A 19,395-nucleotide genomic window follows, 5' to 3' on the forward strand; every position below is an offset into this window, starting at 1 on the left:
CCCGCAAGCACGACCGGATGACGGCCCGACGCCGAGCAGCCTGGCCCAGGCGGCCGATGCTGGCGCAGGGAAGGCCCGGCGGCCGTCAGGGCGGTGCCTCCCGGCGCGGGGCGTGCGCGTCCAGCAGCGCCGCCGGCAGTTCCATCACCCGCCCCGACCAGGTCCAGACCAGGGCGCAGCCCACCGTCCGCCCCGGCCAGGCGGCGCGCAGCACGGCGCGGTAGGCGGCCATCTGGCGCAGATAGGCGGGCGAGACGTCCTCCACCCGGCTCGGCGGCGGGCGGTTCGACTTGTAGTCCACGATCAGCGCCCGGTCGGGGCCGATCCACAGCCGGTCCACCTGCCCCGCGATGGGCATGCCGTCCACGCGGCCCGCGAGCGGCGCCTCGGCTAGGCTGTCCGGGCCGAAGGCATCGGCCAGCGCCGGGTGGTCCAGCACCCCCATCACCTCGGCCAGCGTCGCATCCTGCTCCTCCGGGGTCAGCCCATGGCCGGGTCGCGCGAGGTGGCGCCGGGCCAGGGCCGCGCGGGCGGCGGGCGGGTGGTCCGGCAGGTGCTGCAACAGGCCATGGATCAGCAGCCCGCGCCGGAAGCGGCGGCCGGAGGGATCGCCCGCCCCGTGCGGCGCGGCCGCCGGCTCCACCTCCTCGCCGGCGAGGCGGGAGGGGGCGATCGGGTCCTCCGACGCCTCGGGCGGGGCGGGGCGGTGCGCCCAGCCCGGCAGGGCGGCGGGGTCGATGCGGGCGGGGGCGGGCTCGGCACGCGGCGGCGCGGTCTGCTCGGAGCGCAGGCGCAGCAGCGGCCCGGCGAAGGCCGCACCGGCCGGGGCGCCGAAGCCGGCGGGGTCGAACGCCTCCTCCTCCACGCCGGGGCAGCGGGCCATGCCCTGCCGGACGAGGGCGTGCCAGGTGGTCTCGCGCCCCGCGCGCTGCTTGGGCTCCTGGCCGCAGACCAGAAGCCGGTCCTCGGCGCGGGTGAGCGCGACGTAGAGGAGGCGGTTCTCCTCCTCCGCCTCGGCCTCCTGGCGGCGGCGGTCCGCCTCCTTCCAGGCGGGCGCCTGGAACTCCTTACGCGGCGCCCAGAGCGGGAGGTCCGGCCGGTTCGGCGTGCCACCCGGCGTTGCAGCCGTGTCCCACAGCAGCACCGGCCGCATCCCCCCCTTCCCCACATCCGGCAGGATGACGACCGGCGCCTGGAGGCCCTTCGAGCCGTGCGCGGTCATGATGCGCACGGCATCGCCTGCATTCTCCGCCTCGCGCTTCACCTCCGCCCCGCCGCGCCGCAGCCAGTGGACGAAGCCCTGGAGCGAGGGCGGGTGGCGGTTCTCGTGGCGAAGGGCCGCGCTCAGCAGCTCGTCCAGCGCGTCGATGGCGTCGGAGCCGAGGCGGGCCAACAGCTTCGCGCGGCCGCCATGCTCGCCCAGCACCTCGCTCAGCAGCGCGTGCGGGGTGACGATGTCCGCCCGGTCGGAGAGGTCCGCGATCCAGCTCGCCGCCCGGCCCAGCGCCGTCTCCTCGCCGCGGTGCTTGACCAGGGCGTGCCACAGCCGCCCCTCGCGCCCATGGCAAAGGGCGAAGAGCGCCTCCTCGTCCAGCCCGACCAGCGGCGACTTCAGCAGCGCCGCCAGTTGCAGGTCGTCCTCCGGCAGCAGCAGCACGTCGCACAGCGCCAGCAGGTCCTGCACCGCGATCTGCTCGACGAGCGCGATGCGGTCCACGCCCCCCACCGGCACGTTGCGCCGCTTGAGGTGGCGCACCAGCAGCTCCGTCAGCCGCGTGCGGCGGCGCACCAGCACGAGGATGTCGCCCGGCCGCACCGGGCGGCCGCCGCGCGCCGGCAGGGTCTCGCGGGCGATCATGTGGGCGATGCGCGCGGCGAGGATCTCCGCCATCTGCGCATCCGGGTCCTGGGCGGGGACGGGTTCCTTCGGCACCACCCAGGGCTCGGGGTCCTCGGTGGCGGCGCGTTCCAGCAGCGGCCAGACCTCGACCATGCCCGCCTGGCCGACGCGATCGGGGAAGTGCGCGAGGTGGGATTCCGGCCGCACCACGCCCGCGCAGGCCGGCCCCTCCGCGAAGACGGCGTCCACCAGCGACAGCACGGGCGCGCAGGAGCGGAAGGAGACGTCCAGCGGCACCCGCTCGAAGCGCGAGCCGCCGCGCTCCACCTGGGCGGCGAAGCGGCGCTCCCACCGCTCGAAGCCGCGCGCGTCGGCGCCCTGGAAGCCGTAGATCGACTGCTTCTCGTCGCCCACGACGAAGAGCGTGCGCTCGCCCGCCGCGCGCGTGCCGGAGCCGGCGAAGAACTCCTCCGCCAGCGAGGCGGCGATGCCCCATTGCGTCGGGTTGGTGTCCTGCGCCTCGTCCAGCAGCAGGTGGTCCAGCCCGCCATCGAGCTTGAACAGCACCCAGGCCGAGCCGGGATCGCGCAGCAGCGCCTGGGCGTACTGGATCAGGTCGTCGAAATCGAGCGCGCCGAGGCGCTTCTTGCGCGCGGCGTAGTCGGCGAGCGTGGGCTTCGTCGCGGTCAGCAGCGCATGGGTGGCGCCGAGCAGGCGGTGCGCGTTCCAGCGCTCGCGCAGCGCGGCGAGGCGTTCCGATTCCCGCGCGAGGGCGTCGTATTCCGCCAGCGCCTTGCGCAGATCCCCCTTGTCGGTGTGCAGGCAGGACCACCACTCCTCCGCCTCCAGCGCGCGCGCGGCGGGGTCGAGGGAGAGGAAGTCCAGCATGCGCTGGCCCAGGTCGCGCTGGGTCTTGGTCTTGTGGCCCAGCAGCGTCTCGCAGACGGCACGGATTCCCTCGGGCGGGCTGGCGAGGAGGCGCGGCATGTCCTCCTCGCGCTCGCCATCGGGCAGGCCGAGCCCGTCGCGCAGGTGGTCGGCGATGGCGATGCTGCCGCCCGGCGCCTCGATCAGCGGGCGCAGCCGCTCGCGGTGCCGCGCCAGCTCGCGCAGGGCGCCGGCGATGGAATCCGCCGAGACGAGGCGGGCCAGCGCCGCCAGGCTCTCGGGCGGCACGCGGCCGCCGCCCAGCGCCGCCTCCCGCGCCTCCGCCAGCAGGGTGGCGGAATCGGCGTCCTCCAGCAAAGCGAACTGCGGCGGCAGGTTGGCTTCCAGCGGGAAGGAGCGCAGCAGCGACTGGCAGAAGGAGTGGATCGTCGCGATCCGCATCCCGCCCGGCTGCTCCAGCACGCGGCAGAACAGGGCGCGGGCGCGATCCAGCTCCGCATCGGTGCAGCCCTTGCCCGTCAGCGCCTCGATCTTCCCGCGCAGCGCGGCCGCGTCGGCCACCGCCCATTCGCCCAGGCGGCGGGCGAGGCGCGTCGCCATCTCGGCGGCGGCGGCCTTGGTGAAGGTCAGGCAGAGGATGCGCCCCGGCTCCGCCTGCTCGCGCAGCAGCAGGCGCAGGACGCGGTCGGTCAGCACCTTGGTCTTGCCCGAGCCGGCCGAGGCGCCCACCCAGGCGGAGAGCGAGGGATCGGAGGCGAGGCGCTGGAGCTGCGCCGCGCGCTCGCGGTTGGAGAGGGGGAGGTTCATTCGCCCGCCCCCTCCTCGGCCCCGCCCCATTCGCGCAGACGCGCGAGGTGGTCGTAGTCGCTGCCCTGCGGCGCCCGTCCCGGATGCGGCCGGGCGAGGAAGGGCCGTTCGCCGAGCAGGAACTCGCGGGCCAGGTCGTCCACGGCGTGCAGCGCGTCCTCGGCCAGGGCCTCCAGCGTCGTGCCCTTGGCCGGCTGGAAGACCCGCGTCTCGCCCGCCTCGTAGCCGCCGGAGAGCTTCCAGTGCTCCAGCACCGCGACCGGCGCGCCGCCGATGCCCGCGAAGCCGCCGCGCGCGGCGATGGCCGCCTCCAGCGGCAATTGCGGCTTGCGCCCGTCCTGGATCTCGCTGTGGCTGGGCAAGGCGCCCGTCTTGAAGTCCAGCAGGGCGATGCGCCCGTCCTCCAGCACGTCCACCCGGTCGGCGCGTCCCTCCAGCCGCACGCCGCAGGCCAGCGTCAGCGCGCCCTCCACCTCGGCATGGCGGGCGGCGACATGCGGCCGCTGGAACTCCTGCTCGCGCAGGAACTCGCCGATGCGCGCCAGGCGCGGGCGCCAGAAGGCGACGAGGCCCGGGCGCGGCGCGTGCCGGCGCAGCGCCTCCAGCGCCGCCTCCTCGAACCACTCCGCGGCCTGGTCCGCGTCGAGGCGGCCAGCGGCGCGACGGGTCCAGGCGGCGACGGCGTCGTGCACGATGCTGCCGTAATCGGCGCCGCTGGCCTCGGCATCCAGCTCGTCCAGCCGGCTCAGCTTCAGCAGGCGCTTGGCGTACCAGGCGTAGGGATCCGCCTTCAGCGTCCAGACGTCGGTCACCGTCAGCCGGCGCGGACGCACATCGGCGGGCGGGGCCGGGGCCGGGCGGGCGCAGGGCCGCGGCGCCACCGGCACGTCCAGCGCCGCCGCCCAGCCCATGGCCGGCGAGGGGCGCAGGGCGAGGCGCCGTCCCTCCCCGGACTGGCCATCCAGGAAGGTCTCCAGCCGGGTCAGCCAGCGCGCCTGCACGGTCGGGCTGCCGCCGCGCTTGCGGGCGCGCGACAGGATGGCCTCGGGCGCCGAGAGGGCGGAGAGGAGGAAGTCGGCCGCCACCCGGCCGATCCGCTCCTCCGGCTCCGGCAGGCCGAACTCCCGGCGCATCGGCCGGCTCATCCAGGCGCCGGGGTCGGTCGCGATCGGCCAGACGCTCTCCTCCAGCGCGCCCAGCACCACCCGGTCGAAGGATTGCAGCCGGGCCTCCAGCAGGCCCAGCACCTGCACGCGCGGGTGGCTGCCGCCCTTGCGCCCGCGCATCTGCCGCACGCCCGGCGCCAGCGGCCCCTCCAGCAGCGCGTCGAACAGGCCGGGCCAGGCGGCGGCGGCGATCGGCGGCAGGCAGGCCATGGCCGGTTCCAGCCCGGCGAGGTGGACGGCCAGCGGCTCCCCCTCCTCCCCGGCATAGAGGCGCAGGCCCCCGGGGCGCTCGTCGGTGGCGGCCAGGGCCTCGGCGGCGGCCAGATGCGCGGCGAGCAGGTCGGCGGGCGGGCGCACCGTATCGTGCAGCGAGTCGAATCCGGCCAGCGCCGTGCCCAGCGCGTCGAGCAGCGCCAGCACCCGGGCGCCGTCGCGCCGGCGCGCGGCGCGCCCGGCCGCGCCGCGCGGATCGGCCGGGGGCGCGTCGCCCTCCGCCGCCTCGTCGCGCGGGGTGTCCTCCTCCGCCGCGAAGGCGGCCTGGGCGGCGAGGCGCAGGCCGGCCAGCCCGGCGGCGGGGCGCGGGCCGCGTAGCACGTGCTTCTCCAGCAGGCGCACGCCGCCGATCCAGTCCTGCCGCGCCATCCCCGCGGCGCAGAGCGGGTGCTTCAGGCAGGCGAGCGTGGGAACGGGGGCGAAATCCTCCGCCACCATCCGGGCCATCTGGCGCAGGAAGGCGCCGGCCGAGGTCATGCCCAGCGGCTGGCCGGCGGAATCATCGGCCAGGATGCCGTGCCGGGCCAGCTCCACGATCACGCGCCGGGCCAGGTCGCGGTCGGGCGTCACCAGCGCGGCGCGGTGGCCGGGGGTCTCCAGGGTTTCGCGCAGGAGCAGGGCGATGGCCGCGGCCTCGCCCGCCTCGTCCGGGGCGGTCAGCAGGGAGAGGCCGGCCAGCGCCGGCGCCCAGCGGCCGGGCTCCTTCTCCTGCCAGCAGCAGATGGCGGCGGCGGGGAGCAGGGCGCGGGAGAGCAGCGCGGCGCGGGCCTCGCCGCCCCGGTCGTCGGGCAGGCCGTGCGGCCAGGGGCGCAGGTCCGCGGCCGTGGCGTCCATCGCCTGGAGCAGCCGGCACTGGCCGTGCAGCGGGTGGGTGTGGCTGCCGCACAGCTCCGGCCACAGTTCGGGGGACAGCTCCTCCCCCGCCCCGTGCAGCACGACATGGCCGTTGGGCGTGCGCGCCAGGATGCGGAGCAGCTCGGCCGCGGCCGGGATGGTGCCGCCGACGCCGATCCCGGCGGCGATCACCGGATGCGCGGGCGGGGCGTCGCGCCACTCCTCCGCCTGGGCGCGGAGGACGGCGACGCGGCGGGCGCCGATGTCGGACAGGCCCTGGCGCTCCAGCCAGGACTGCCATTCCCGGATGACGCCGCCGAGGAAGAGGTGCGTCACCTGCCAGTGCTGCGCCAGCCCCTCCGGCACCAGCCCGGGGAGCCGTTCCGGGTCGCAGCCCTCCAGCGCCATCTCGTCCAGCAGGGTCGCGAGCTCCAGCGCCAGGCGCCAGGCCTGGTCGGGGTGGGACGGACCGCCGAAATGCGGCGGCAGGCGCATCACCATCTCCGTCAGCACCGCGAGCCGCCTCGCGGCATCCACGGCGGGGGGGATGTCCATCAGGGCGGGCAGCGACAGCTCCTCCGCATCCTCGACGGAGAGCCCGGCCAGGGGGCGCATGCGCGGCAGCAGGAGCGCGGTCTCCCCGGAAGCGCGCAAGAAGCTCTCGCGCAGGCTGCGGGCGGCGCGGCGGGTCGGCAGCAGGATGGTGGTCCGCGCAAGCGCCGCCGGGTCGGCGCGGCCGGTGCCGGCGAGCGCCACCACCCCGCGCGCGAGCGCGTCGAGGAAGGGCAGGTGCGCGGGAATCTCGTAGAGGTTCACCCTCCGTCCCATAGCCGGAAAAGCCCGGGCCGCGCACCCGTCGCCTGCGTCGCCCCGCCCCGCGGCGGGCGCGGCCCGGCTTGAGGTAGCCCTGGGGTGGCCTGCTTCAGGCGATCCGGGCGCGGAGCGCTGGGCGGGCGGCGGCGGCCGTGAGAGAAGGCGCCCTCCCCTGCCCGAACCGGAGGTGCCCCCGCCGATGACCGTCGAATCCGTCCGCGCCTTCCTGGCGGAGCGGGCGCCCGAGCTGACCGTGCTGGAAACGCAGGCCAGCAGCGCCACCGTGGCGCTCGCCGCCGCCGCGCATGGGGTGGAACCGGGGCAGATCGCCAAGACCCTCTCGCTCCGCCTGGGCGAACGGGTGGTGCTGGTGGTGGCCCGGGGCGACGCCCGGCTGGACAACCGCAAGATGAAGGCCGCCTTCGGAACGAAGCCGCGGATGCTGGGGGCGGAGGAGGTCGCGGCGCTCACCGGCCATCCGGTGGGCGGCGTCTGTCCCTTCGGCCTAGCGACACCTCTGCCGGTCTATTGCGACGTGTCGCTGCGCGACTTCGCCGAGGTCATCCCGGCGGCCGGCGGGACCCATGCGGCGGTGCGGGTGGCGCCGGTGCGGATGGCGGAGCTGGTGGGGGCGGAATGGGTGGATGTGTGCCAGGAGGTCCCGGCGGAGGCGGGCTGACCGGGCCAGCCCGGCTGGGGGCATCGCGTCAGGTCACCACCGCGGCGACCCGGGCGCCGAGCAGGTCGCGCAGCGTGGCGGGGCTCAGCTCCAGCTGGAGCCCCCGCTGCCCGCCATTGACGAAGACCCTGTCCTCCCGCAGCGCCGACTCCTCCAGCACGGCGGGAACGCCACGCCGCTGCCCGAAGGGCGAGATGCCGCCGACATGGTAGCCGGTGACCCGCTCCGCCTCGGCGGGCTTCATCATGGCGGCCGACCGGCCCTGCATCGCGGCCGCGAGGCGCTTCATCGACACCTCGCGGTCCGACGGCACAACGACGCAAACCGGTCTGCCGTCCACCAGCGCCATCAGCGTCTTCAGCACGCGGGATGGCGGGGCGCCCAGCGCCTCGGCCGCCTGCATCCCGATCCGGTCGGCCTGCGGGTCGTAGGCGTATTCGTGCAGGGTGAAGTCCGCCCCGGCCCTGGCCAGGGCCTGCGTCGCGCGGGTGGCCTTCGACATCGCCCGGTCCGCGCCCCCGCGCTCAGAACAGCCGCACCAGCCCATGCGACAGCCGGCGCTCCGTGCGCTCCAGGTCCGGCGGCGTGGAGAGGTGGAACCACGCCCCGTCATGCACCACGGCGAAGCAGCGCCCCGCCTCGATCGCCCGGTCGTAGAGCCGGTTGAGCGACCAGGGCCCTTCCTCCGGCGTGCCCTCGAAGGCCTCGGGCCGCAGGATCTGCACCCCCGCGAAGAGGTAGGGCGCCACCTCCCGCTCCTTCGGCCGCCGCACCCGGCCCAGCGGGTCCAGCAGGAAGTCGCCGCGCCCGACATCGCCCTCGACCAGGGAGGTGCGGACCAGCAGCAGCAGCACGTCCATCGTCGCCGGCTCGAAGGCCCCGGCCATGCGGGTCAGGGCGGGGGTCGGCCCGTCCAGCCAGAAGGCGTCGCCATTGATCACCGCGAAGGGCGCCCCGCCGAGCCGCGGCAGGGCGTTGCGCACCCCTCCCCCCGTCTCCAGCAGCGTGTCCTCGACGACCACCTCGACGGCGAGATCGGTCCGCGCCGCACAGGCCGCGACGATCTGCGGCGCCAGGTGGAAGGCGTTCACCACCACGTGCCGCACGCCCGAGGCCGCCAGCCGGTCCAGCACATGATCCAGCAGCGACTGCCCCTCCAGGGTCAGCAGGGGCTTGGGCGTGGTTTCCGTCAGCGGGCGCATGCGCTGGCCGAGGCCGGCCGCGAGCACCATGGCGTCCTGCAATGCGATCACGCGGCCAGACCTTCGGGCGGGGGGTTGCGGCGTGCCTCCGGCGGCACGTGACGATCGAGGAAGGCGGCGAGCGGCGCCGCGGCGGGATGCGACAGGCTGCGGGCCAGCAGCGCCCAGCAGCGCGGGCCGTGGACGAGGTAGCGCGGCTTGCCGTCGCGCCGCTCCAGCCGCACCCAGAGGGAGGCGACGCGCAGGTGGCGCACCGCCCCCAGCGCGGCCATGGCGGCGGCGAGCCGCGCCGGCTCCTCGCCCGGCCGGCCGGCGAGGTAGGCGGCGATCGCGGCCTCCCGCGCGGCGGGGGCGACATCGCGCCGGGCATCCTCGACCAGGCTGACCAGGTCGTAGGCCCCGTTGCCCAGCGCGCCGTCCTGGAAGTCCAGCAGCCCGACCGCCGCCACCCCCTCGCGGCCCGGCACGCGGGTCAGGTTGGCGGGGAAGTAGTCGCGGTGGACGATGACGCCGTCCGCCGCCCCGGCGGGCTCGAAGGGCGCGACCGTCTCGCGCAGGGCGGCCTCGAAGCCGGCACGGGCGGCCGCATCGGGCCGATGGCCCAGCGCTGCCGGCCACCACCAGTCGAGGAAGGTCGCAGCGGCCGCCTTCGCCATCTCGGCCGCCCCCCAGCGCGGCAGGCCGGGCGGCACCGGCAGGCCGTGCAGGACGGCCAGCGCCCCCCCGGCGGCGGCGTAGAGCGGCACAGGGTCGGCACCGGAATCCAGCAGGGCGGCGTGGGTCTCCTCGCCCAGATCCTCGACCAGCAGCAGGCCCGCCGCCGCCTCCCGCGCCAGGATGGCGGGGACGGAGAGCCCCCCCGCCGCCAGCGGCGCGGCGAGGCGCAGGAAGGGGTGCAGGTCGACCTCCGGCTCGGCGGAGCAGTCCATCAGCAGCGCCGGGCGCGGCCCGCCGCGCAGCCGGGTGTAGCGGCGGCGGCCGGCATCGCCGGGCAGCGCCTCCCGCGCGGCGCCGGCATAGCCGTGGCGGGCGAGGAAGGACTCGGCAACGGGGTGCGGCGCGCTCACGCCGCGGCCCCCGCGGCGGCGAGGCGCTCCAGCCGGCCGGGCCAGCCGGCGAGGCGCAGGGCACGCCGCTCCTCCCCCTCCGGCACCAGCCGCAGCCGCAGCGCGTCGGCGGGGGCATGCGGCCCCAGGCGGTCGGGCCATTCCACCAGCACGATGCCCTCCCGTGCCTCCTCCCAGCCCAGCTCCTCGAGTCCCCCCGGGCCGTCCAGGCGGTAGAGGTCGAAGTGATGCGCCGTGCCGCGTGGCAGCGCGTAGCCCTGGACCAGGGTGAAGGTGGGAGAGGGCACCTCGAGCCCCGGATCGCCCGCCGCGGCGCGCAGGAAGGCACGGGCGAAGGCGGACTTCCCCGCCCCCAGCGGCCCCTCCAGCAGCAAGGTGTCCCCCGGCCGCGACAGGGCTGCGGCACGGGCGGCAAGCGCTTCCGTGGCCGCCAGGTCGGGCAGCACGAGGTCGATGGCAGGAGTCATGGCGCGGCCGCACCTTGCCCCGGCGGTGCCGGCCCGGACAAGCGCGGCCGAACCGGTCCGGACGCAGCCCTGCGTCCCGCCGGCCGGTGTGCCCGCCACGCCACGGCTTCCCCTCCCCCGGGGCGCCAGGAGGGGCTGCCATGCGGCACCTCCGACAGGGAATGGTTGCATTCCGGGCGCCGAGGGCCCATTTGGATCACGTCAAGTCGTGGTTTCGGCCTGCTCCGTCGTCGTCTTCGAGCGCCGAGCCGAGTGACCGTCCCCCATCGAGCCTTGATCCGCCGGGCAGCGTCGCCCGGTGGCCTATTGCGACGAAAGGGTCCGGACGCATGGCGATCGGCACCGTGAAGTGGTTCAACGCGACCAAGGGCTATGGCTTCATCCAGCCCGAGGATGGCAGCAAGGACGTCTTCGTCCACATCACCGACGTCCAGAACTCTGGCGTGGGTGATCTGCGCGAGGGCGACAAGCTGGAGTTCGACCTCCAGAAGGGCAACCAGGGCAAGGTTTCGGCCGGCAACCTCCGCCGCGCCTGATCTGTGGCCGGTCAGCCCGCCGCGACAGCGGCCGGGCCCGGCCATCGGGGGCGCCTCCGCGCCTCCCCCGTCCGGGTGCGCCCCGGCCTTCGGGCCACGGCGCGCCCGGCCGTCCGGGATAGCGTTCCGGACCATCCGCCGGCAGACCAGCAGGGCCGGCCCTCCACGACAACCAACCGGGACTTCCCCGCACCAGCCCGCCGACGCGGGTCCCGCGGGCGCAGCCGGTGCAGACCCTTCCTCCAGGACCGTAGCCTGGCGGAGCGGATGGCCCCCCCGGGCCACCCGCCGCTCATCCATATCAACGCCGACGGTGTCCTACGGCGCGCCCCGGCCAAGGAACGATAAGCTCATGAACACACATACCCGCGGCGCCCGCGCGCCGCATGCCGCCCACCACCCCGTCCCGCCGCGTCGCCCCGCCGGCATCGCGCCGGTCCAGGGCCTGCCGCGCCAGCCGGAGCCGCTGGCCATGTCCGCCGCCGAGATCCGGCAGCTGATCCACGACATGGTGGGCTGAGCGGCCCAACCCTCCCCCACGCGCAGGGCGGCCGCGCCGGCCCGCCCGGGCCGCCCGCCCAGGCCATGGGGGGGACCCGGCTTTGTTTCCGACGCCGCTTGCCTGTATCACCCCCGCTCCGGCGGATCGGCGAGGGCAGGACGGCATGGTGGCGCGCATCGAGACGGACGTGGCCGTGATCGGCGGCGGGCCTGCGGGCCTCTTCGCCGTCTTCGAATGCGGCATGCTGAAGATGCGCTGCGTGGTGATCGACGCGCTGGAGGCCCTCGGCGGCCAGTGCACCGCGCTCTACCCCGAGAAGCCGATCTTCGACATCCCCGCCCACCCGCGCATCCCGGCGGGTGAGCTGATCGACCAGCTTCGCGCCCAGGCCGAGCCCTTCGCCCCCATCCTGCTGCTCGGCCGCCGGGTGGAGGCGCTGGCCCGGGACGGGGACGGCACGCTGACGCTCACCACCAGCCAGGGCGACACGGTGGTGGCCAAGGCGGTGATCCTCGCCGCCGGCGCCGGCGCCTTCGGCCCCAACCGCCCGCCGCTCGAGGGGCTGGAAAGCTACGAGGCCAGCGGCGCCGTGCGCTACCTGGTGGCGCGGCGCGAGGATTTCCGCGGCAAGCGGGTGGTGATCGCGGGCGGCGGCGATTCCGCGGTCGATTGGGCGCTCTCGCTCAAGCAGGTCGCAGCGCAGGTCACCGTGGTCCACCGCCGGCCGAAGTTCCGCGCGGCGCCCGAGACCGTCTCGCAGATGGAGGAGGCGGCCGCGCGCGGCGAGATCGAGCTGGCCATCCCCTACCAGCTGCACGGGCTGAAGGGCGACGGCGCCACCCTGTCCCACGTCACCCTCGCCACGCTGAAGGGCGAGCAGCGGGACGTGGAGGCGGACCACCTCCTCGCCTTCTTCGGCCTGTCGATGGAACTGGGCCCGATCGCCGAATGGGGGCTCGGGCTGGACAAGCACCATGTCACCGTCGATCCCGCGACCTGCGCCACCAACGTCCCGGGCGTGCATGCGATCGGCGACGTGGCGACCTATCCCGGCAAGCTGAAGCTGATCCTGCAGGGCTTCTCGGAGGCGGCGATGGCCGCCCATGCGATCCACCCGCGCGTCTTCCCCGACGTGGCGCTGCACTTCGAGTACTCGACCAGCAAGGGCGTCCCCGCCGCCTGAGCGGCGCCGGGCGACGCGACCAAGGAGAGCGGGACATGGCCGAAGGCCGCCTCATCATCGGCAACAGGCGCTACTCCTCCTGGAGCCTGCGCGGCTGGCTCGCCGTGCATCTCGCCGGGCTGGACGTGGAGGAGGTGCTGATCCCGCTGGCCGGCGGCGGCGGCACGGCGGCGATCCGGGACGCCACCCCGGCGGGCCTCGTCCCCTATCTCGAGCACCGCGGCGCGAAGGTCTGGGAGAGCTTGGCCATCGCCGAGTACTGCGCCGAGATCGCCCCCGCCCTCTGGCCCGCCGATCGCGTCGCACGGGCCCAGGCGCGCTCGGTCGCGGCGGAGATGCATGCCGGCTTCCGCGCGCTGCGCATGGCCATGCCGATGAACCTCGGCCGCGACTATGCCGGGCTGGGCCGCAACCCGGAGAGCCTGGCCGATATCGCGCGGGTCGAGGCCATCTGGGGCGAATGCCTCGCCGCTCATGGCGGGCCCTTCCTCTTCGGCGCGGAGCTCGGCGCGGCGGATGCCATGTACGCGCCGGTCGTCGCCCGCTTCCTTACCTACCGCCCCGAGCTGGGCACGGCGGCGCAGGGCTACTGCGCGGCGGTGCGGGCGCATCCGCTGGTCGAGCGCTGGTATGCGGAGGCCGCGGCCGAGCCAAAGGAATGGCTCCTCCCGAAATACGAGTCCCTCGCGTGACCGAGGGCGTCGCCACGGGGCTGGACCATGTCGGCGTCTGCACCCGCGACGGCCCCGCCCTCTGGGCGCGGTGGGAGGCGCTGGGCTTCGCCCTGACGCCGCTGGCCCGCCATTCCGCCCCGGCCGTGCCCGGCGGCCCGGCGGTCCCGATGGCGACCGGCAACCGCTGCGCGATGCTGCGCCAGGGCTATCTGGAGCTGCTGGCGATCCTGGACCCCAGCCTGCCGGACAACGGCATGGGCCAGCGTCTGGACCGCTACGAGGGGATGCACATCCTCGCCCTGGCCATCGCGGATGCGGGGGCCAACCTGGCCCGGCTGCGCGCCGCCGGGCTCGACATCCCCGGCGTCTCGCATCTGGAGCGCCCGGTGGACGCGCCGGACGGCCCGCGCGCCGCCTTCTCCCGCCTGCCCCTGCCCGACGCGCCGGAGGGCCGCATCCAGCTCATCCAGCACCTGACGCCGGAACTGCTCTGGCAGCCGCGCTGGCTGGAGCACCCGAACAACGCCGTCGCCCTGGAGACGGTGGTGCTGGCCAGCGAGGCCCCGGCCGAAAGCGCCGCCCGCCTCTCCCGCCTCGCCGGCCTGCCGCTGGAGCCCGATCCGGCCGGCGGCTACGCCCTGCCGCTGCGGCACGGCCGCGTCCGCATCCTGCCGCCCGCTTCGCTGGAGGCGGTGCTGCCGGGCGTCGTCCCGCCCTCCCTCCCCTTCCTTGCCGGGATCGTGGTCCGCACCGGCGACGGCAACGCGGCAGCGCGCCGGCTGCTGGCTGGCGTCGCCGCGGACGGGCCGCTGGGCCTGACCGTGCCGCCGGACCGGGCAGGCGGCGTGGCCCTGGCCTTCGCGGCGTGAGCGGTCCGCACGTCGCCCGGCGGAGGGGCGCCGCAGCGCCCGGGGCCGGGGACGCGGCGCCGACGAGCCCGGCCGCCGCCATCGGCCGCTCGCTCCGCACCTACTACGCCCCCGGCCGGGCGGAGGGGCTGGATGCGCTGCTCGGCCGCTTCCTCGGGCCGGGCGAGACCGGCTTCGACCTCGGCGCCCATGTCGGCGACCGCACGGCCTCCTTCCGGCGGCTCGGCGCCAGGGCCGTGGCGGTGGAGCCGCAGCCCCGGCTGGCGCGGCTGCTGCGCCTGCTCTTCCGGTCCGATCCGAAGGTGCGGGTGGTCTGCGCCCTGGTGGGCGCCGCACCGGGCGAGGGCGTGCTGCGGCTGAACACCGCGAACCCGACCGTCGCCACCGCCTCGGATGATTTCGTCGCCGCCGCGCAGGGCGCCCCGGGCTGGGAGGGGCAGGTCTGGGACGGCAGGCTGGCGCGGCGCGTCACCACGCTGGACGCGCTGGTCGCGCGGCACGGCGCGCCCGCCTTCGCCAAGATCGACGTGGAGGGCTACGAGGCCCAGGTGCTGGCCGGGCTGTCGCAGCCGCTGCGCGCCCTCTCCTTCGAGTTCACGACGATCCAGCGCCCCGTGGCGCTGGCCTGCCTGGACCGCCTGGCGGCGCTCGGGCCCTACCGCTTCAACGCCTGCCTGGGCGAGACGCCGGCCTTCGCCCTGCCCCGCCCGGCCGGGCACGCGGCCATGGCGGAATGGCTGCTCGCCCTGCCGGCCGGGGCGAACAGCGGCGACGTCTACGCCAGCCTCGAAGCCGACCGGTTGCAGCCCTGACCTGACCCGACGATGCAGTTCGCCAACATCCTCGAGCATCTGGGCTTCGCCCTGCTGCTCACCGTGCTGTCGGGCGCGCTGGTGCGCCTGATGATCGCCTTCCCCATCCTCGACCGGCCCAACGCCCGCAGCGCGCATGCGGTGCCGACGCCCCGCGGCGGCGGCGTGGGCGTGGTGGGCGCCTTCGTGGCGGGGATGCTGGTGCTCTACCACGTCGCCGCCCTGGCCCGGATCGCCGAGCCGCAGTTCGTCGGCGTGATCCTGGCCGCGCTGGTGATCGCCGCCGTGTCGCTGGCCGACGACGTGGTGAACTTCCGCTTCGTGGTGAAGCTCGCGGCCCAGGGCGGGGCGGCGCTGGTCGCGATCGGCAGCGGGCTGGTCGTGGACCGGCTGGCCCTGCCCTGGATCGGCCCCGTCAGCCTCGGCTGGGTCGGCCTGCCGCTGACGCTGTTCTGGATCCTGGCCTGCACCAACGCGGTGAACTTCATGGACGGGCTGGACGGGCTGGTCGGCGGCACGCTGCTGATCGCCTGCGCCGGGCTCTGCCTGATCGCGGCGCTGGAGGGGGGCGGCTTCGTCTACGCCGCCTCGCTGTTCCTCGCCGCGGGGCTCGCGGGCTTCCTGCCCTTCAACCTGCCCCCTGCCCGGATCTTCATGGGCGATGTCGGCTCGCAGTTCCTGGGCTTCATGATGGCGGTGCTGGCGGTCGCGGCCTCCCGCTTCGACATGAACCAGGTGTCGTTCCTGATCGTGCCGCTGCTGCTCTTCGCCCTGCTCTTCGACACCGGCTTCACCCTGCTGCGCCGGATCGCCATGGGCGAGCGGGCCAGCAGGCCGCACCGCACCCACCTCTACCAGATGGCCCAGCGCAGCGGCGTGCCGACCGCGCGGGTCGCCGCGATCCACTGGGGCTTCGCGCTGTTCCACTTCGCCCTGGCGCTGCTGTTCCGCGAGCTCTCGCCCTGGATGAAGCCGCTGGTCGTCGTGCCGGCGCTATGCGTGCAGCTGCTCTGGCTGGCCTGGGTAGCGCGGCGCGTGCGCCAGGCCGGGCTCAGCTGGCGGGCGGGGTGAGCACCTCGATCACCATCAACCCGCGGTCGCCGCCGACCCACTGCTCGGAACGCCAGATCGAACCCGTCTCCGGCACCGCCCAGTAGCGGTTGGTGAAGGAGGCACCGCCGCCGCAGCGCTCCTCGATCAGCAGCGCCTCCTCCTGGCGCACCGCGCGGAGGCGGCATTCCAGCGAGACGCCGAAGCGCATCCCGTCCGGCGAGCGGCTGGAGCGCATCAGGTCCACCGAGCGTCGGAACACCGCCGGCCGCTCGGCCAGGGCGCCAGGATCGTCCAGCGGGTCCGGCCCGTCCAGCCGCGTCGCCGTCAGCCAGACCGGCAGCCCGGCCGTCGCCACCACTCGCGCCCCGTCGGTCGCCACCACCAGCCCGCTGGCGCTTCGCCACAGCCGCTGCTCGCCGTTCTGCTGCAGCAGGGTGGCGGTGGCGCGGCGGCTGCCGATGCTGACCAGCAGCGCCGGCTCGCCGGGCGCCGACTCGGTGGCCGGGGGCAGGGTGTCGGGCGGCGGCGCCAGTTCCTCGGGCTGCGGCGGGCCCGAGGGGCCGAGTGGCGGCAGGAGCAGGCTCATCCGCAGCACGTCGCTGAACGGCGTGTCGCCGCAGCCCGCCAGCCCGAGGGGAAGGCAGAGGGGCAGCAGGAGGAGAAGGGTGCGACGCATGCGGGGGCCGGCTCCGGGCGTTCCGCAGGATGGCGCGAAAGAGAAGATGGGACCACCCGGCATGCGGGAAAATCCGGCACGCGGGCCCGGCAGCGTGCCATGCGCCGGGCCGGCGGGACGGGGCGGGCCGCGCCGTGCCAGACAGGGGCCGGACGGCGGCCGGAACCCTCGGAGGCGATTCGCGTGCACCAGTTCGTCGAACGGCTGATCATCGCCAGCCGCTGGATCATGGCGCCCTTCTACCTCGGGCTGGTGGTGGCGCTGGTGGTCTTGCTCGCGACCTTCGCCATCGAGCTGTTCCGCATGGTGGCGAGCATCGGCACGCTGAGCGAGCACCAGGTGATCCTGGGCATCCTGTCGCTGGTCGACATGACCTTCGTCGGCGGGCTGGTGATCATCGTGATCTTCTCGGGCTACGAGAACGTCGTCACCCGGATCAGCCCGGAGCAGCGGCCGAACTGGCCGATCTGGCTGACCACGGTGGATTTCTCCGGGCTGAAGCGGAAGCTCTTCGCCTCGCTCGCCGCCATCGCCGCGGTCGCGCTGGCCAAGGGGCTGATGAAGCTGGAGGACACGGTCAGCGTGACGCAGCTCACCTGGCTGGTGGTGATCAACGTCGTTTTCATCATCGGCTACATGCTGATGGCCATCGCCGACCGCATCATCGAGAGCCCGCCCCGCGACGAATAGGCCGGGCGCCGCGGGGCCGGGGCGCGGTCAGTCCACCTCGATCCCCGCCTTGCGGATCACCTCCGCCCAGCGGGTCCGCTCCTCCGCCATGAAGCGGCCGAAGGCGGCGGCGTCCATGCGGAAGGGCTCGGTGCCATCCGCGCGCAGCCGGTCCAGCAGCTCCGGCGCGCCCAGCGCGGTGTCGATCGCCCCGGCGAGGCGGGCGCGCACCGGCTCCGGCGTGCCATGCGGCACGAGGATGCCGTACCAGGCGGTGACGGCGTAGCCCGGCAGGGTCTCGGCCACGGTGGGCACGTCCGGCAGGGCGGCGACGCGGCTGCGGCCGGTGACGGCCAGCGCCCGCAGCGTGCCGCCCTGCACCAGCCCCAGCACGGAAGGCAGGGTGGAGATCATCGCCGCCATGTGCCCCGCCGCCACGTCGGTCAGCCCCGGCGCCGCGCCGCGGAAGGGCAGGTGCGTCGCGGTGACGCCGGCCTGGAGCAGCAGCAGCGCCATGGCCAGGTGTCCCGCCGAGCCGTTGCCCGGCGAGGCGTAGTTCAGCTCGCCCTTCCTCGCCCGTGCCTCCTCCAGCAGCTCCGCCAGGGTCTTCGCCCGGGTGCCGGGGCCGACCACCAGCACCAGCGGCGTCTCCGCCACCATCGCCACCGGGTCGAGCGCCGTCGCCGGGTCGGTCTTCAGGGTGCGGCCGAACAGCGTCGGGTTCACCGTCATGGGCCCCTGGTTACCCATCAGCAGGGTGTAGCCATCGGGCTTCGCCGTCGCGACCAGCTCGGTGGCCAGGTTGCCGCCGGCGCCGGGGCGGTTCTCCACGACGACGGGTTGGCCCAGCTCCGCCTGGAGGCGCGCCGCGAGGGTGCGGGCCACGCCATCCGTGCCGCCGCCGGGGGTATAGGGCAGGATCAGCCGCAGCGGCCGGTCAGGCCAGCCCGCCCCCTGCGCGGCCGCCGCACGCGGCAGGACCAGGGGTGCCGACAGGGCCAGCAAGGCCGCGCGCCGCGGCAGCGGAAGGGTCATGGACGTGTCTCCGGCATTCTTTCCTGGCGGGCATGCTAGACGGGGCGAGCCTTTGCCGCGAAGAGCCGGCCGCCGCGCCGCATGGCCGGTCCCGGCCAGGCGGCCGTTGGCTTATCGGTTCATCCCCGCGAGCGCGGGGAACACCTACGAGACTCGTGTGAGCGGCGGCCAACTCGTGGTTCATCCCCGCGAGCGCGGGGAACACGCCGGCGACACAGGACATCTTGTCGTCGACCCCAGTTCATCCCCGCGAGCGCGGGGAACACTTGCGCCGTGCGCGCGGAGGGAAGCGTCCAGCCGGTTCATCCCCGCGAGCGCGGGGAACACGCGTCGCTGCGCTCGCGCAGCCAGTCCTCGTGCGGTTCATCCCCGCGAGCGCGGGGAACACGCGCGCCAGTCCTGCGCGCCCTATCCCCTCGCCGGTTCATCCCCGCGAGCGCGGGGAACACGCTGTCCGCCTGATGCCGCCTGGATTCTTCCACGGTTCATCCCCGCGAGCGCGGGGAACACATCAGCACTGGCGGCGCGACAGGCGGCCAGGTCGGTTCATCCCCGCGAGCGCGGGGAACACCCGGCGGGAGCCCGCCTGATGCCCCGCGTCGCCGGTTCATCCCCGCGAGCGCGGGGAACACCAGTCGGCGGGCACCTGCACGATGCGCATCGACGGTTCATCCCCGCGAGCGCGGGGAACACTCGATGTAGGCAGGGCCGTCCTCGCGATGCAGCGGTTCATCCCCGCGAGCGCGGGGAACACCATGCGGAATGGGATGACGACATCCGGGCGCACGGTTCATCCCCGCGAGCGCGGGGAACACGTCTCCGCCTGCCGCCCGGAGACAATCGCCGGCGGTTCATCCCCGCGAGCGCGGGGAACACCCGACCAGCATGCCGATCAGCGGCCCGCCGACCGGTTCATCCCCGCGAGCGCGGGGAACACTCGCGCCACATTCGCGCGATGGATGAGCGACGCGGTTCATCCCCGCGAGCGCGGGGAACACGTGCTCGCGACGGACAGCGGCAGCGCCTATCGCGGTTCATCCCCGCGAGCGCGGGGAACACACGGAACCGCGACCGACCTGGTGGAAGAGGCGCGGTTCATCCCCGCGAGCGCGGGGAACACATGATGGGCCGGCCATCCTCGCGCAGCGCCGCCGGTTCATCCCCGCGAGCGCGGGGAACACGACAACGCCTTGAGGTAGTCCCAGGCGACACGCGGTTCATCCCCGCGAGCGCGGGGAACACACGGCCAGGGACAGGTCAGTCACGAAGAAGGTCGGTTCATCCCCGCGAGCGCGGGGAACACCTTTCCTGTAAGCGACTGTTCTGCCATCGCTATTCGGTTGCCGAAAG

General features: G+C 75.1%; 17 protein-coding genes and 1 CRISPR repeat array. Of the genes, 9 read left to right on the top strand and 8 right to left on the bottom strand.

The window, feature by feature from the left end:
* Window positions 1–85 precede the first annotated feature (85 nt).
* Complete coding sequence (gene addA, locus LPC08_RS15745) at window positions 86–3,535, bottom strand: double-strand break repair helicase AddA (RefSeq protein WP_230449183.1); 3,450 nt, start codon at window positions 3,533–3,535, stop codon at window positions 86–88.
* Window positions 3,532–6,624 (bottom strand): double-strand break repair protein AddB, encoded by a 3,093-nt coding sequence (gene addB, locus LPC08_RS15750; protein WP_230449184.1) that lies wholly within the window; start codon window positions 6,622–6,624, stop codon window positions 3,532–3,534. The genes addA and addB overlap by 4 nt, the downstream gene beginning before the upstream one ends.
* 196 nt (window positions 6,625–6,820) lie before the next feature.
* Here addB and LPC08_RS15755 point away from each other — a divergent pair, with 196 nt between their 5' ends.
* Window positions 6,821–7,300, top strand: a complete 480-nt coding sequence (locus LPC08_RS15755) for a YbaK/EbsC family protein (RefSeq protein ID WP_230449185.1) — start codon at window positions 6,821–6,823, stop codon at window positions 7,298–7,300.
* A 28-nt stretch (window positions 7,301–7,328) separates the two neighbouring features.
* Here LPC08_RS15755 and ybaK read toward each other — a convergent pair whose 3' ends face one another.
* Genes ybaK through tsaE form a run of 4 tightly spaced genes read right to left on the bottom strand, consistent with a single transcriptional unit; the run spans window position 7,329 to window position 10,036 of the window.
* Entirely contained in the window at window positions 7,329–7,802 is a 474-nt protein-coding gene (gene ybaK, locus LPC08_RS15760) for a Cys-tRNA(Pro) deacylase (RefSeq protein ID WP_230449186.1), read from the bottom strand.
* 22 nt (window positions 7,803–7,824) lie between these two features.
* Window positions 7,825–8,553 (bottom strand): nucleotidyltransferase family protein, encoded by a 729-nt coding sequence (locus tag LPC08_RS15765; protein ID WP_230449187.1) that lies wholly within the window; start codon window positions 8,551–8,553, stop codon window positions 7,825–7,827.
* Window positions 8,550–9,569, bottom strand: a complete 1,020-nt coding sequence (locus tag LPC08_RS15770) for an aminoglycoside phosphotransferase family protein (protein ID WP_230449188.1) — start codon at window positions 9,567–9,569, stop codon at window positions 8,550–8,552. The genes LPC08_RS15765 and LPC08_RS15770 overlap by 4 nt, the downstream gene beginning before the upstream one ends.
* Window positions 9,566–10,036, bottom strand: a complete 471-nt coding sequence (gene tsaE / locus LPC08_RS15775) for a tRNA (adenosine(37)-N6)-threonylcarbamoyltransferase complex ATPase subunit type 1 TsaE (protein WP_230449189.1) — start codon at window positions 10,034–10,036, stop codon at window positions 9,566–9,568. Before tsaE ends, LPC08_RS15770 begins: the two co-directional genes overlap by 4 nt.
* Before the next feature lie 329 nt (window positions 10,037–10,365).
* Here tsaE and LPC08_RS15780 point away from each other — a divergent pair, with 329 nt between their 5' ends.
* The 7 genes from LPC08_RS15780 to LPC08_RS15810 all read left to right on the top strand — a co-directional run bounded on the left by LPC08_RS15780 (window position 10,366) and on the right by LPC08_RS15810 (window position 15,683).
* Window positions 10,366–10,572 (top strand): cold-shock protein, encoded by a 207-nt coding sequence (locus LPC08_RS15780; protein ID WP_230449190.1) that lies wholly within the window; start codon window positions 10,366–10,368, stop codon window positions 10,570–10,572.
* A gap of 352 nt (window positions 10,573–10,924) precedes the next feature.
* On the top strand, window positions 10,925–11,092 hold the full coding sequence (locus LPC08_RS15785) for a hypothetical protein (protein ID WP_230449191.1): 168 nt from the start codon (window positions 10,925–10,927) through the stop codon (window positions 11,090–11,092).
* 145 nt (window positions 11,093–11,237) lie between these two features.
* Window positions 11,238–12,257, top strand: a complete 1,020-nt coding sequence (locus LPC08_RS15790; RefSeq protein ID WP_230449192.1) for an NAD(P)/FAD-dependent oxidoreductase — start codon at window positions 11,238–11,240, stop codon at window positions 12,255–12,257.
* 35 nt (window positions 12,258–12,292) lie between these two features.
* Window positions 12,293–12,949, top strand: a complete 657-nt coding sequence (locus LPC08_RS15795) for a glutathione S-transferase family protein (RefSeq protein WP_230449193.1) — start codon at window positions 12,293–12,295, stop codon at window positions 12,947–12,949.
* Window positions 12,946–13,800: a VOC family protein gene (locus tag LPC08_RS15800; RefSeq protein ID WP_230449194.1), complete on the top strand. Its 855-nt coding sequence runs from the start codon at window positions 12,946–12,948 to the stop codon at window positions 13,798–13,800. Before LPC08_RS15795 ends, LPC08_RS15800 begins: the two co-directional genes overlap by 4 nt.
* Window positions 13,797–14,612 carry an FkbM family methyltransferase gene (locus LPC08_RS15805; RefSeq protein ID WP_230449195.1) on the top strand — a complete coding sequence of 272 codons (816 nt, stop codon included), beginning with the start codon at window positions 13,797–13,799 and terminating at the stop codon, window positions 14,610–14,612. Before LPC08_RS15800 ends, LPC08_RS15805 begins: the two co-directional genes overlap by 4 nt.
* A 12-nt stretch (window positions 14,613–14,624) precedes the next feature.
* A complete protein-coding gene (locus LPC08_RS15810; protein WP_230449196.1) occupies window positions 14,625–15,683 on the top strand; it encodes a glycosyltransferase family 4 protein in 1,059 nt (352 codons plus the stop codon).
* Here the strand turns inward: LPC08_RS15810 and LPC08_RS15815 are convergent.
* Window positions 15,664–16,341: a YjbF family lipoprotein gene (locus tag LPC08_RS15815; protein ID WP_230449197.1), complete on the bottom strand. Its 678-nt coding sequence runs from the start codon at window positions 16,339–16,341 to the stop codon at window positions 15,664–15,666. The two genes, LPC08_RS15810 and LPC08_RS15815, sit on opposite strands and share 20 nt — an antisense overlap.
* A 183-nt stretch (window positions 16,342–16,524) precedes the next feature.
* Between LPC08_RS15815 and LPC08_RS15820 the strand changes: the two genes are divergently transcribed.
* Complete coding sequence (locus LPC08_RS15820) at window positions 16,525–17,031, top strand: YqhA family protein (protein ID WP_230449198.1); 507 nt, start codon at window positions 16,525–16,527, stop codon at window positions 17,029–17,031.
* A gap of 27 nt (window positions 17,032–17,058) precedes the next feature.
* Here the strand turns inward: LPC08_RS15820 and LPC08_RS15825 are convergent, their stop codons facing one another.
* Window positions 17,059–18,045, bottom strand: a complete 987-nt coding sequence (locus LPC08_RS15825) for a Bug family tripartite tricarboxylate transporter substrate binding protein (RefSeq protein ID WP_230449199.1) — start codon at window positions 18,043–18,045, stop codon at window positions 17,059–17,061.
* 115 nt (window positions 18,046–18,160) lie between these two features.
* Window positions 18,161–19,348: direct repeats of the CRISPR family, unit length 29 nt; unit sequence CGGTTCATCCCCGCGAGCGCGGGGAACAC.
* Window positions 19,349–19,395: the final 47 nt, after the last annotated feature.

The sequence above is a fragment of the Roseomonas sp. OT10 genome, from assembly GCF_020991085.1.
GTDB classification, from domain to species: Bacteria; Pseudomonadota; Alphaproteobacteria; order Acetobacterales; family Acetobacteraceae; genus Roseomonas; species Roseomonas cutis.